Raw genomic sequence first — 13834 nt, forward strand, 5'->3', positions numbered from 1 at the left:
GACTTTTTAACGCAAAATATTGCTATTTAATTTAGCGTAAAAACCATAAAGAGTTTAGAAAAACTCAAAAATATGTGTTTTATGAAAAGATTTTTCATAAAATCTGCGGATTAGCATAGTTTATATTTTCACATTTTATTTAATTCCGTTACATTGTCGTTAATCAATGGAGGTGACGATGATTTTAAAACGCAAATTGGTAACTGTGCTCGCTTCACTTATTGCAGCAACAGCAAGCCTCGCTCCAATACATGCGGCGCAAGCTGCTGACCGCATATTGAATGTTTCCTATGATCCAACCCGCGAATTTTATCGCGAATATAACCAAGCCTTTTCCGACTTTTGGAAAAAAGAAAAAGGCACAGATGCAGTGGTTCGCACTACCCATGGTGGTTCTGGCTCACAAGCGCGATCAGTGATTGAAGGCTTAAATGCTGACGTTATCACTCTCGCACTGGAAGCGGATATAAACGAAATCGCAGCTCGTACCGGCAAAATTCCTGAAAACTGGCGTGGTACACTCGCCCATAATAATGCCCCTTATACGTCAACGATTGTATTTTTGGTACGCAAGGGCAATCCACAAAACATAAAGGATTGGGGCGACCTTACCCGCTCTGATGTAAAGGTTATTACCCCAAACCCCAAAACTTCTGGCGGTGCACGGTGGAATTTTTTAGCTGCCCTTGCTTGGGCGCGCAAAAATTTTAATGGTGATGAAGAAAAAGCCCGCGAATATGTACGTAACCTTTATCGCAACGTCCCTGTACTAGATACTGGGGCGCGTGGCTCAACCTTAAGTTTCACCCAACGTGGCCTTGGTGATGTGTTGCTTGCTTGGGAAAATGAAGCCATCCGCACATTGGAAGAAAAACGCGGCGAAAATTTCGAAATTGTTGTACCATCAATCTCTATCCTTGCCGAACCACCTGTTGCCCTTGTTGATGGCAATGTCGATAAAAATGGTACAAGAGAAATAGCCACCGCTTATTTACAACATCTCTATAGCCAAGAGGGGCAATCTTTGGCAGCAAAATATGGCTACCGCCCATCAAATCCTGAGCTTGTCGATAAAGCACTTTTGCAAAAATTCCCACCTTTGACATTGGTAAAAATTGAAGATTTTGGCGGTTGGAAAAAAGCACAAGCAGAATTTTTCGATGAAGGCAGTTTCTTTGACCAAATTTTTAGTGGCAACCAATAGGAGCCAATAAAATATGGCATCAACAACAGCAAAGCCTAATTCATGGAAGACACCAAGCATTATACCCGGCTTTGGTTTAACCTTCGGGATTTTTATGACCTATATGTGGATATTGATATTGCTGCCAATTGCGGTGATATTTTTCCGCACCTTTTCGCTAAGTTTTAGCGAATATATAGATATTATCAAAACGCCCACCGTTAGCCATGCCATTTGGCTAAGCCTTTGGACATCAATGCTTGCTGCATTAATTAATGTATTTTTTGGGCTGCTCATTGCTTGGGTTCTGGTGCGTTATAATTTCCCAGGTCGCCGCCTTGTTGATGCCTGTATTGATTTACCCTTTGCCTTGCCAACCGCTGTTGCAGGTATTGCTTTTGCAACGCTTTATTCACCTATTGGCTGGCTTGGATCGCTACTCAACAAACTTGGCATCAGCATTATCAATACCTCAACCGGTATTGTTATTGCGCTTATTTTCATTGGTATTCCCTTTGTTGTGCGCACCATTCAACCGGCGATTGCCGAGTTTGAAAAAGATGTTGAAGAAGCCGCAGCAAGCCTTGGTGCAAACCGTATTCAAACCTTTATTAAGGTTATTTTGCCGGCCCTCTTACCATCAATTATGACTGGTTTTGCCCTTGCTTTTGGTAGAGCAATTGGTGAATACGGTTCGGTCATTTTTATTGCTGGGAATTTACCACGCGAAACGCAAATTGCCCCATTGATGATTGTTATTCAGTTAGAGGGCAATGCTGCTAATAAATATGCCAATGCCGCAGCTATTGGCGCAACCATGCTTGTTATTGCCTTTATCATTTTGTTGGCTATTAATCTATTGCAAGCCTATAATCGCAGGAGATTTGGCAATGGCTAATCATAGCACACCACAAAATCCGACAAGCGATAATATTTGGTTTAAATGGATAGCTATAGCAGTTGTATTACTATTCTTGACCATTATGCTTTTTTTGCCTTTGGCAATTGTCTTTGTTGAAGCTTTTGGTGAAGGCTTTGATGCCTATTGGCAAGCCATCAGTGAGGCAAGCACGCTAAACGCGATTAAACTTACACTTATTGTCGCTTTAATCGCGGTAACGTGTAACAGTTTGATTGGCATTTTGGGCGCATGGGCAATTACCAAATTTCGTTTTCGCGGTAAGGCGTTTGTCATAACTTTAATTGATTTACCTTTTTCCATATCACCTGTCATTGCAGGGCTTGCACTGATTTTGGTTTTCAGCATGGATAGTGTCTTGCGCCCTTTGCTTGAATATTTCAACATTGAAATTATCTATGCAATACCCGGAATGATTCTTGCAACCATGTTTGTAACCTTTCCCTTTGTTGCTCGTGAACTTATTCCATTGATGCAAGACCAAGGCACCAGTGATGAAGAAGCCGCCCTTTCCCTTGGTGCAAGTGGTTTTAAAACCTTTTGGCTGGTAACTTTGCCTAATATTAAATGGGCGTTACTTTACGGTATTTTGCTCTGCAATGCGCGTGCTATGGGCGAATTTGGTGCAGTTTATCTTGTTTCTTCACGCATTGAGGGGGAAAGCATGACACTGCCCCTGCAAATTGAGCTTATGTATTATTCCGACATTACGGCTGCCTGCGCGATAGCAACACTGCTAACCTCGCTTGCATTGGTAACACTTGTCTTAAAAACATTAATTGAAAAAATTTACGCCCGTAAGGGAGCACGCACAGGCCATTAATATGAGCTGATGCAAAATATAGTTTCGAGGATTGACTATGGATGTTCGCCTAAATTCCTTAAATAAAGAATTTGACGGCTTTGCTGCGTTAAACGATATTTCACTTGATATTCGCTCAGGCGAATTATTAGGCCTGCTTGGACCATCCGGTTCCGGTAAAACCACGCTTTTGCGCCTTATTGCTGGCCTTGAATTCCCAACTTCTGGTACTGTTTATTTTGGCGATAAAGATGCATCCTTACACTCAATACGTGAGCGTAATGTCGGTTTTGTTTTTCAGCATTATGCGCTTTTCAAGCATTTAACCGTTTTTAACAATATTGCATTTGGCCTCAATGTTCGCCCTTCAAAAACGCGCCCATCAAAAGCCTTTATCAAAAATAAAGTGATGGAGCTTTTGGATCTTGTACAGCTAACGGGACTTGAAAACCGCTATCCCAATCAATTATCGGGTGGGCAACGTCAGCGTGTTGCCCTTGCCCGCGCCATGGCAATTGAACCGCAAATCCTGCTTCTTGATGAACCCTTTGGCGCATTAGATGCGCAAGTTCGCCGCGAGTTACGCCATTGGCTGCGTGAAATGCATGATAAAACTGGTTTTACCACCATATTTGTTACCCATGATCAGGAAGAAGCACTTGAACTTTCTGATCGCGTTGCCATTATGCATAAGGGCACAATCGAGCAATTAGGCTCGGCTGACGATATTTACGACAACCCGAAGACCCCATTTGTCTATGACTTCATTGGCGAATCCAGTAATATTATTATTGAGATAAAGTCAGGGAAATTTCTATATAACGGTAACGAAATTAACATAAAAAGCGATTTACCCGATGGTGAAGCCAAGCTGTTTTTCCGCCCGCATGAAATTGAACTTACAAATGCCGATCAGCAAAGCCTTAATGGTAAGCTCATTGCCCGGCGCCGTGTTGGATCAGCAAGGCGCGGCGAAGTAAAACTTGATAGCGGTGATATGGTAGAAATTGAATTGCCGCGCGATTATCAAGGACAAATTGGCGATATTGTTCATTTTATACCGCGCTTTTATAAAATTTTTAATATTTAAAATATTTCAGCATAACATTAAGGCCACCACTTCATTGAAATGGTGGCCTTTTTTAATTATTGCGCCATTTTTTCCATTATAACATCAACAATTTCAAAGCGGGTTACATCAACCAGTCCTTTGTCAGAAATGCGCAATTGCGGAATAACCACCAATGCCAAAAGCGAATGCTGCATATTGGCATTATTTAAAGTACAGCCACATTCCGCCATAGCATCAACAAGCTTTTGCGCTTTAGCTGCAACAATTTCGGCGCGCTCATCAGACATAAGGCCAGCAATTGGTAATTCCACCATAGCAAGCTCTTTGCCTTCAGATATCATCACCATACCGCCGCCAACTTCTCCCAGACGATTAGCTGCCATTGCCATATCATCCTTATTGGTACCAACAACAATCATATGATGGCTATCATGGGCAACAGTTGACGCCAAAGCACAAGGCTTATTATAGCCAAAACCTGACACAAAAGCATTGGTGACATGGCCTGTTGCACGGTGGCGTTCAACCAGCGCAATTTGGCAAACATCATTGGCAATATCCATGCTAACAATGTTATCTTCAACTGGCAATATGGCTTCAAGTGCCTTGGTAGGTGCTTGGTTTTCAACCATACCAATAACGCGCACCCGCACCTTTGCAGCATTATCAGCAACAACATCAAAATCATCGCCTTTTAATACTTTGCCAAGATGCACAGTGTTTTTTACGTGAGCTGGATATTGTGTGGCTGGAATATTAACAACAAGATTGCCATTTTCAGCCAAAAGTTTACCTTGGCCGATAACCACTTCAATCGGCAATTCTGCTAGGTCAGATGTGATAATAATATCAGCACGGCGACCTGGGGTGATTGAGCCCAAATCACGTTCAAGACCGAAATGCTGCGCTGTGTTTAAGGTTGCCATTTGAATAGCGGTAATTGGCTTTAAACCTTGCGAAATGGCATGGCGGACAACGCGGTTCATGTGGCCGTCAAATACCAGTGTGCCAGAATGGCTGTCATCGGTGCAAAGCAAGAAGTTGCGAGAATCCAAACCATGTTCGGTGATAGCTTTAACCTGTGATGCCACATCATACCAAGCAGAGCCAAGGCGCAGCATAGAGCGCATGCCTTGGCGAACACGTGCCATTGCATCATCTAGGGTTGTACCCTCATGGTCATCGGCAGGGCCACCTGCAATATAGGCATGGAAAGCACGGCCGCGCTCTGGTGAAGCATAATGGCCGCCAACGGTAAGACCAGCTTTTTGAGTAGCTGCAATTTCAGCAACCATTTTCGCATCATTATTAGCAACACCTGGGAAATTCATCATTTCGCCAAGACCAATAATATTAGGCCAAGACAAGATTTCGCTGATATCATTCGCACTAAGCTCGGCGCCAGCTTCTTCAAGCCCGGGTGCGCTTGGCACACAGCTTGGTGCCTGCACAAAAATATTAATTGGCATTTGTTGCGCTTCATCATTCATTAAGCGCACGCCTTCAACCCCAAGCACATTGGCAATTTCATGGGGATCAATAAACATGGTTGTTGTACCATGGCCAATAACCGCACGGGCAAATTCGGTTACATTGACCATGCCGCTTTCAACATGCATATGCGCGTCACAAAGCCCTGGCACCAAATAGCGACCATTAGCTTCAATCACCTGCGTTTCAGTGCCGATTGTATAGGTGGCATCTTCACCAACATAAGCAATGCGCCCAGCACTCACGGCAACATCAATATTGGCAATAATTTCACCAGAATGGACATTAACCCATTTACCGCTTTTAACAACCAAATCAGCCGCTTTGCGTCCCATGGCGACATCAACCAATTGCGGCGCAACTTCATGCCATTGTTTCATTGTTCATTTCCTTAAATTATTTCAATCATTCTTTAAAATGCGGATTTGGCGTTATAAGCCAAACCCAAATTACAATACTAAACCGTTATTTAATGGGCTGATTAGCTGACTTTGTTCTGTCGGCTTTTCAGGCGCGGTAGGCGCAAACTTATAAGCTTGAATTTGTGCAACGAGCATAACAGCAATAAGTGCTACAAACCACATGACAAGACGAATTTCGCGTATTTTTCCTGTAACAATTTTCATCAACACATAGGTAATAACCGCTAAGGATAGGCCAAGGGTAATCGAAAAAGTAAGCGGGATAAGCAAAACAGCCAAAAATGCTGGCAAAGATTCCTCAAAGTTTTTCCAATCAATACGCCCCAATGGTTCTGCCATGAAAAGTCCGGTTAAAATTAATACCGGCGCAGTTGCAATAGATGGTACTAAAGATAGTAATGGCGACAAGAATAAAAACGGTACAAAAAGCAAACCTGCAACGACTGCCACAAGACCCGTGCGCCCGCCTTGTGAAATACCAGCGCCCGATTCAAGATAAACAGTGGCTGGACTTGTGCCAAGCGGCGCGGAGATTAATGCTGCGACCGCATCAACATGCATGGATTCACGAATATTATGCGGCATATCATTTTCATCCTTTAGACCAGAAGCTTCAGCAAGCCCCATAAAGGTGGAAAGCGCCTCCACAAAATTGGTAAAAAGAAAGACAAAAATAAAGGGGATATATAGAATTTGCAACGAGCCAATAAGATCAATTGTACCAATAAAACTAAAATCGGGCGCTGCAAAAACACCGCTCCAATTCACAATAGTTTCAAGACCGCTACCATAGGTATAGGCACTACCATCGCCCCAAATCCGGCCAATAGGAATAGCAAGCAAAGTCGTAATAATCATGCCAAGCATCAGCGAGCCTTTAACGCCGCGACTAACCAAACCAACAGTGATAATAAACCCAGCAATAAAGGTAAGGGTTACTGGGGTAATCGGTGTTAAAGCAACGATCGTATCAGGGTCTGCAATAATAAATTTTGAGCCTTCCAAGCCGATTAAAGCAATGAAAAGCCCAATACCGCAAGCAATACCATAACGAAGATTAACCGGAATGGCTTCAATCACCACGCTGCGCAAATTAAAAAAAGCAAGAAGAGTAAATAAAACACCGGCCCAAAGCACACAGCCAAGCGCAATCGGTAATGGTACATTTGCGCCACTTACCAAAGTATAAGCAAAAAGCGTGTTGATGCCCATGCCGGGTGCCACAAGAATAGGGCTTTTGGCATAAAGCCCCATGGCACAGCTACATAGAAAACTAACTAAAACGGTGGCTGTTAAACCTGCAGAAAAAGGAATGCCTGCCTTGGTCAAAATATCGGGATTAACCACAATAACGTAAGAGGCTGCTAAAAAAGTGGTGAGCCCTGCTAATAACTCAATGCGTATCGACGAACCGGCCTTACGTATACCAAAATAGCGGTCTAAAAATGCAGCAAAGCCTTTATTTTGATGATTTGCAGATTGTTGATTATTGTGTTGTACGCTGCCTTGTTGCTCAACGGCCATTTGGCACCCTTTCATCTATTGCACTTGCAGCATGTTTTTAGCTGCAGTTTAAACCAGCGCCCCCAATGGTATTGAAAGTCACATTGTTGGTTTTTTAATTTAAAATAAAATGAAAAGCATATTTTGTCTTAGCATTTACTATGACAAAATATGCTGGTGTTGTTCTTAGAGCGTTTTCCGAAAAGTGTGAAGCGGTTCTCGGACAAAAAACGCGGTGTAAACAATGGATTAGAGCGCCGATCTGATCCAATCAGATCGAAATGCGCTCGAATATTGATTTGAAACGAAAAAAGGCATTTACGAATAAATGCCTTTTAAAAACTTAAACATTATGGGTGGTTTGCACTGGTTCACCATAAGGGGTAATAACTTGCAAATTGACACAATCCACAATGCCAAGATCAGTCATGGCGTAATCTGGAATTGCGGTAATCTGCAACACAAACATATACATAAATGGCCAAGGCAGCTGACAACCAAGGCTGCGTGCGGCATCATCAAGGCGGGTTTCAAATCCCATCATTTCTTCAGGCTCAATATCTGAAACAATACCACCAATTGGCAGATGCAAGAATTCAATCACCTTGCCATCTTTAACAACAACTTGTCCACCTTGCTTTTCAATCAAGGTATTAATCGCAAGTTCCATGTCTTTTTCATTGGCACCAACGCAAATAATATTATTATCATCAGGCGCAGTTGATGATGCAATGGCCCCAGACGTTAAGCCAAAGCCAGAAATAAACCCAACAGGGCGATTACGGGTTTTGCCATAACGCTCAACAACAGTTAAATTTTGAACATCTTGTGCAGGATCTGCTTTTACAAAACCATTTTCAACGGGCAATGTTACCATGCGTTTGGTGCGCACAAAGATTTTCTCAGGTGTAACATTAATTGCCATAAGCTCGGTTTTGTCACCATTACCTTTAGCTTCAACGCGAATTTCACTTGCTACAACTGGCTCGGCTTTCATGCTTTGCAACAAAGATGGACTGCGCGTTGGCGCAACAAGCTTAACGCTCATTTTGCCGCCCTTTGCAACAAGGCTACCATTAGCGATAACACCATCAATGCGGAAATTACGCAAATCATCAACAAGAAGAATATCCGCAATGCGTCCTGGTGAAATAGAGCCTACCTTATGGTCAATACGCAAAGCATCGGCACCATTAATGGTTGCCATTTGAATAGCAGCCATTGGTGAAATGCCCATAGCAATTGCCATACGCACCATATTATCAAGATGGCCGCGAGTAAGAATATCACTTGCAACCACATCATCAGTACAAAAACTAATGCGGCGTAGGGCTTTAACGCCCATTTCAGTGACAATACGTAAATTATCGGTCAAGAAATGCGAAATCGACGATTCACGAATGACAACATGCATACCATTGCGTAGCTTTTCCAGCATTTCTTCAGGGCTATAGCTTTCATGATCCGAACGCACGCCTGCTGCCAAATATTGATTTAATTTAGAGCCGCGTGTCATTGGGCAGCAACCCAAAGCTGGTAAGCGATTGGCAGCACCAATAGCCAATGCTTCTAAAACATCGCTGTCTTCTTCCTGAATAAATTCACGAACTGTTTCCCAAATACCAACGCATTCAGGCCAATGATGGGTATTGCGGTGATCTTCAGGGCTAAAATAATGGCCAACGGTTGAACGAGGCATTGTGTAAGGGGTTTTGCAAGGCGCACCCCAAAAGACTTTTAATGGCGTATTTTTTGCTTCATCCAAAAATTCACGAGCAGCATCTGGGCCACCAACAACAATAATTTGATCAAGACCGGTAACAATTGAGGTCGTGCCAAGTGGAACAACTGCTTTTGCAAAACTAGTTAAGGATAACTTAGAGCACTCAACATGAAGGTGACCATCAATCATGCCTGGGCAAAGATAGCGACCTTTCGCATCGATTATCTCAGTATTAGGACCAACATAATCTTCAATATCACCAACTGCGATAATCTTGTCTTTATAAATGGCAATATCTGCATCATAAATTTCTTCTGATACAACATTGACGAGTTTGCCACCCTTAACCGCAAGAGTTGCCTTCATTTCAAGGCCGGCAGCCGCCCGAATAAATTCACGAATATCGCTCACATCAATTCTCCAAAAGCAATGAAGCGCAACAGTGAAAATCATCACTTTGCGCTCACTGCTCAAATAAAAGCTTAAGAGTTTTTTGGCTTTTGCACATGCAAAAGCACTCTATTTATTGGCGTTCTATAAAGTGGATGATGAGTAAATACAAGAATTTGATCACAAAAAACTAATATTCACAAGTTATCGACAACTGAGATAATCTTTTATATTTTTTCAGTCCATGGTAATTTATTTTTACTCCCATGAGAAAATAACACAATTTTTTCAAAGAATTAAAACCATCATAAATATTTCACTAAAGGTTGCGATATAATTTTTAATCGTGATTTTTAGCGAAACTAAATAAAATTTAAGCGGTGCGCCAAGAGTAGCCCGACAAATATTTCAAGCAATTATGGAATCACATTGCAACAACTTTTCTCACAAATTAAACTATCGCCAGCTTTAACCAAATGCGCCTCTCCCGCTATCTGCTCATGATTGGTGCTTCAACATTGGAATAGGCAAGGACATTATCTGGCAAGCGTTGACCTTTTATCTTGATTGCCAATAATTGCTGATTAAATGCTAAAAGCTCATCATGGTTAAATTGTACCTTAACAGCACCGCAATTTTCAACCAAATGTGCCATTTGCGTAGTTCCAGGAATTGGCACAATCCAAGGCTTTTGCGCCAATAACCAGCTAAGTGAAATTTGTGCTAGTGTTGCTTGTTTTATTTCTGCCCATTTTCTGAGTAATTCCACAATCTTTAAATTATGGGGCAAATTTTCTGATGAAAAGCGTGTTTCAACTTTACGAATATCACCATCAGCAAAACGCGTCCGCTCATCAATTGCACCGGTTAAAAAGCCAACGCCAAGCGGGCTCCATGGTACAAAACCAATGCCGAGTTCTTCGCAAATGGTTAGCACTTGCTGTTCTGGTCCTCGCCAAAGCAATGAATATTCGCTTTGCACAGCGCTTAGCGGTAATACCGTATGGGCACGACGCAATGTGCCTGTACCCATTTCGCTTAAGCCCCAATGCAAAACCTTGCCTTCATTCATAAGATCTTTTACCGCGCCAGCAACGTCTTCAATCGCGATATCTGGATCAACGCGGTGTTGATAGAGCAGATCAATATGATCGGTTTGTAACCGTTTAAGCATGGCTTCAACCGCGAGTTTAATGTGCTCGGGCCTACTGTTTAACCCTGGTTTACGCTCGCCGGTATTACGGTCAATATTCCAGCCAAATTTTGACGCAATTACAATCTTATCACGAAATGGCTTTACTGCTTCACCCAAAATGCGCTCACATTCAAGCGGACCATAGGCTTCTGCCGTATCAAATAAAGTTATGTCATTATCATATGCCGCTTGAATAAGTTTAATCATATCCGCGCGGTGTGGTATGGTGGTTTGATAGGTACGGTGCATATTTTGTACACCTAAACCAATGCTTGAAACGTCAAGCGCACCTAATTTTCGCCGGCGATTATTCTCTATTTTTTGTGGCGTATCGCGAGCTAAAGATTGGTTATTTTTTCCAGCATAAGCAGCTGACAAAAAGGGCAGCGTTGCAAGACCTACAGTTACTCCTAAAAATCCGCGCCGCGTGGTATTTTGAATAGGTTTTGACATTTTTATTCCTTAGGTGAAAAAATCAAAGTGAACAATTTTGAACACCTTATTTTCATTGATATGAAGGTGACAATTATTATTTCATTGCTTGTTGGAGCGCATATTCAAAGCGGTTTGCCGCTGCTTCTTCAAGATGCTGGCGCAAAATCTTGGCAAATTCTAATATCTGCTTTTGGCTATTACCTTGCCGCAAACTTGCCCCACATGAAAACGTAATTGCGCCTAGACACCTTAGATGTTTGGCATATGGCTATAAAAGACACTGAAAACTAATTTAACTAATTTATGCGTCACGAAATCTCCCCTTTAAAGCGCAGGATAAATAATATTGCCAATTTTTAGGATGTTTGTGGAGCCTTATATATGCCCGGCTATCTTGCTCTTTACGATGAACGGCAATTGCATAGCTCTAAAATGGGCTAAGAGCTATGCAATAATAACTTACAACTCCTTATTAAAAAAATTGGTCAAATCTTGCGCGATTTCATTGACATAAGGCTGCTTCCAATAAGTCTCTATATGAGTCGCACCATTAATTTTGATAAGGTTTTTATTGCTTGTGCCAGCGGCTTTTGCCAGTGCCTGTTCGCTCATATATAGGGTGTCTGCATTAGAGCCAGCAATAAGCAATAATGGCTGCCCGATGAGATCCATATGATCGGTTGCATCAAAGGTCATAAGATCAAGCAAACTGCTTGTTGTATATTTAAAGGTAGAATTGGGGTGATAATGACTTCTGCCATAATATTCCAATCCTTCGCGGTATAGTCCAGCAGGAGCCTTGGCAATATCTTGATTGGTTGTGGTTTTTAAATCAAAATTGGCAGTATATTGCACATCACCTAGAAATTCTTTTGCCCGTGCTTCACTTGCCTCGCTTAAACGTTGTTGGATTGTGCTGACCTGACTATCTTGCATGCCATTACGGCGCACAAGACCTGAATTGAACATGCTGATAGTCGCAACTGCTTTTACACGTTTATCACTTTGTACGGCGGCAAGAGTGTAACCACCACCGCCACAAACACCCAAAGCACCAATGCGCATTGTGTCCACACTAGGATAGGTGGCAATAAAATCAATCATGCCATGAATGTCATTAATGCGGTTAAATGGCTTATCAACATTCCGTGGCTCACCGCCACTTGCCCCTTGATAGGCAGCATCAGCAGCTATTGTAATATAGCCTTGCTCTGCTAAAAGCTGCGCATATAATCCGGCGACTTGTTCCTTAACGCCGCCATTAGGATGGGCCACAACAATTGTTGGATATTTTTTTGCTGGATTATAATTAGCAGGCGTATAAATATTTGCGGCTATTTCAATACCATTAACCTTATAGTGCACCGCATGAATATTGACTTTTCCAGCCGCATTTTTAGTAATTGCCCCATCATAGGTTAGTGTAAACGGATTTTGTTGATAATCATTGGCCATAACATTTCCTGTCAATATAAGTGTAGCGGATAAAAGAAGCGCTGATAAAAGCTTTTTAGATCGCAAGGGGTTTATCCTTAAGTTAAGGCGTAAAATTCACTTTTCACACCGTTTTGCTGATTAGCCAACTATAATTGATTAATAAAATTTGACAATTAACGATGTTATTCATAGCCTGTTGAGCAATTTTCAATAATCTATTAATTTATATCCTACATTCAGCATTCTAGGAAAAAACAGCATGTCGCGTATTGCACTGCCAGAACTCAGCATTTTTATCACTGTTGCCGAGCAACGCAATTTTAGTGCTGCTGCACGTGAATTAGGCGTTTCAACATCTGCTTTAAGTCACTCAATCCGAAAACTTGAAGAGCGGCTTGGCATCCAGCTTTTTATCAGAACCACAAGATCTGTTGCTTTAACCGAGGCTGGTGAGCAGTTATTTCTGCGTTCAGTTCCTGCAATTAATGATTTAGAGCAGGCTATTCATGATTTAAATTCTTCGCGCAATCGCCCATCGGGAACTATTCGTATTAGCAGTGCCGAAGCTGGTGCAAAGCTGCTTATTCGCCATATGTTACCAAACTTCTTTAAAACCTATCCCGATATTCATGTCGAATTTGTTGTCGATACGCGTTATATTGATATCGTTGCCGATGGCTTTAACGCCGGCATTCGCCTTCTTGAAGATGTGCCGCTTGATATGGCTGCCATTCCTTTTGGCCCCGATGAAATCCGTATTGCTGCGGTTGCATCACCGGATTATCTTGAACAGCATGGCACGCCAACGTCGCCAGATGATCTTAAAAAACACCAATGTATCCGCTTTCGTTTTTCAAGTGGTGCGCTCTATCATTGGGATTTAGAACAGCCGGAGCGCAGTATGAATATTGATGTGAATGGCCCAATGACGCTTGGCAATACTAATCTAATGGTTGAAGCAGCATTAACTGGTATTGGCATTGCATGGGTGCCTGATTATCATGTCCATGAACATATCAAGCAAGGCCGATTGGTGCAGCTGCTTGCGGATTGGAGCCCGAAGATCGGCAGAACATGTCTTTATTATCCGCTTAACCGCCAACAGCCGCAGGCGCTCAAACTCTTTTGTGATGCTTTACGTGCCTGGAGCAAAAATTCTAATAAGGCGCAAGACTAATTTTATAGATTAACAAATTGGCCATATTTATTTATGAGTAAATCTCATAATAGTATGCAATATTAATGCAATTATCACACCTATC

10 protein-coding genes are annotated in these 13834 nt (G+C 42.2%); 5 read left to right on the forward strand and 5 right to left on the reverse strand.

All coding sequences use genetic code 11. From position 1 onward, the window contains the following. Window positions 1-166 precede the first annotated feature (166 nt). Genes H3299_RS08695 through H3299_RS08710 form a run of 4 tightly spaced genes read left to right on the forward strand, consistent with a single transcriptional unit; the run spans window position 167 to window position 3994 of the window. Window positions 167-1204, forward strand: coding sequence for a sulfate ABC transporter substrate-binding protein (locus tag H3299_RS08695; RefSeq protein WP_371739398.1), 1038 nt, complete (start codon window positions 167-169; stop codon window positions 1202-1204). 13 nt (window positions 1205-1217) lie between these two features. Next, window positions 1218-2081: a sulfate ABC transporter permease subunit CysT gene (cysT, locus tag H3299_RS08700; protein WP_182417298.1), complete on the forward strand. Its 864-nt coding sequence runs from the start codon at window positions 1218-1220 to the stop codon at window positions 2079-2081. Beyond that, complete coding sequence (cysW, locus tag H3299_RS08705) at window positions 2074-2925, forward strand: sulfate ABC transporter permease subunit CysW (RefSeq protein WP_182417299.1); 852 nt, start codon at window positions 2074-2076, stop codon at window positions 2923-2925. Before cysT ends, cysW begins: the two co-directional genes overlap by 8 nt. A 37-nt stretch (window positions 2926-2962) precedes the next feature. After that, window positions 2963-3994 carry a sulfate/molybdate ABC transporter ATP-binding protein gene (locus tag H3299_RS08710; protein WP_182417300.1) on the forward strand — a complete coding sequence of 344 codons (1032 nt, stop codon included), beginning with the start codon at window positions 2963-2965 and terminating at the stop codon, window positions 3992-3994. A gap of 56 nt (window positions 3995-4050) precedes the next feature. Here the strand turns inward: H3299_RS08710 and ade are convergent, their stop codons facing one another. From ade to H3299_RS08735, 5 genes are all read right to left on the reverse strand, one after another. Continuing rightward, a complete protein-coding gene (ade, locus tag H3299_RS08715; protein ID WP_182417301.1) occupies window positions 4051-5847 on the reverse strand; it encodes an adenine deaminase in 1797 nt (598 codons plus the stop codon). A 69-nt stretch (window positions 5848-5916) separates the two neighbouring features. Further along, window positions 5917-7413 (reverse strand): NCS2 family permease, encoded by a 1497-nt coding sequence (locus H3299_RS08720; protein WP_182417302.1) that lies wholly within the window; start codon window positions 7411-7413, stop codon window positions 5917-5919. A 322-nt stretch (window positions 7414-7735) separates the two neighbouring features. Next, window positions 7736-9526 (reverse strand): adenine deaminase, encoded by a 1791-nt coding sequence (locus H3299_RS08725; RefSeq protein ID WP_182417303.1) that lies wholly within the window; start codon window positions 9524-9526, stop codon window positions 7736-7738. Between the two features lie 469 nt (window positions 9527-9995). Continuing rightward, a complete protein-coding gene (locus tag H3299_RS08730; RefSeq protein WP_182417304.1) occupies window positions 9996-11153 on the reverse strand; it encodes an aldo/keto reductase in 1158 nt (385 codons plus the stop codon). A 441-nt stretch (window positions 11154-11594) separates the two neighbouring features. Next, entirely contained in the window at window positions 11595-12656 is a 1062-nt protein-coding gene (locus tag H3299_RS08735; RefSeq protein ID WP_246708048.1) for an alpha/beta hydrolase, read from the reverse strand. A 175-nt stretch (window positions 12657-12831) separates the two neighbouring features. On the opposite strand from H3299_RS08735, the gene H3299_RS08740 reads away from it, so the two are divergent. Continuing rightward, complete coding sequence (locus H3299_RS08740) at window positions 12832-13749, forward strand: LysR family transcriptional regulator (protein ID WP_182417305.1); 918 nt, start codon at window positions 12832-12834, stop codon at window positions 13747-13749. The last annotated feature ends 85 nt before the right edge of the window (window positions 13750-13834 follow it).

Source organism: Bartonella sp. HY038, assembly GCF_014117425.1.
Classification (GTDB): Bacteria; Pseudomonadota; Alphaproteobacteria; order Rhizobiales; family Rhizobiaceae; genus HY038.

Bases quoted from the DNA above. Each gene is read 5' to 3' on its own strand.
- H3299_RS08695 (WP_371739398.1), top strand. From the start codon at position 167: ATGGAGGTGACGATGATTTTAAAACGCAAATTGGTAACTGTGCTCGCT.
- cysT (WP_182417298.1), top strand. From the start codon at position 1,218: ATGGCATCAACAACAGCAAAGCCTAATTCATGGAAGACACCAAGCATT.
- cysW (WP_182417299.1), top strand. From the start codon at position 2,074: ATGGCTAATCATAGCACACCACAAAATCCGACAAGCGATAATATTTGG.
- H3299_RS08710 (WP_182417300.1), top strand. From the start codon at position 2,963: ATGGATGTTCGCCTAAATTCCTTAAATAAAGAATTTGACGGCTTTGCT.
- ade (WP_182417301.1), bottom strand. From the start codon at position 5,847: ATGAAACAATGGCATGAAGTTGCGCCGCAATTGGTTGATGTCGCCATG.
- H3299_RS08720 (WP_182417302.1), bottom strand. From the start codon at position 7,413: ATGGCCGTTGAGCAACAAGGCAGCGTACAACACAATAATCAACAATCT.
- H3299_RS08730 (WP_182417304.1), bottom strand. From the start codon at position 11,153: ATGTCAAAACCTATTCAAAATACCACGCGGCGCGGATTTTTAGGAGTA.
- H3299_RS08740 (WP_182417305.1), top strand. From the start codon at position 12,832: ATGTCGCGTATTGCACTGCCAGAACTCAGCATTTTTATCACTGTTGCC.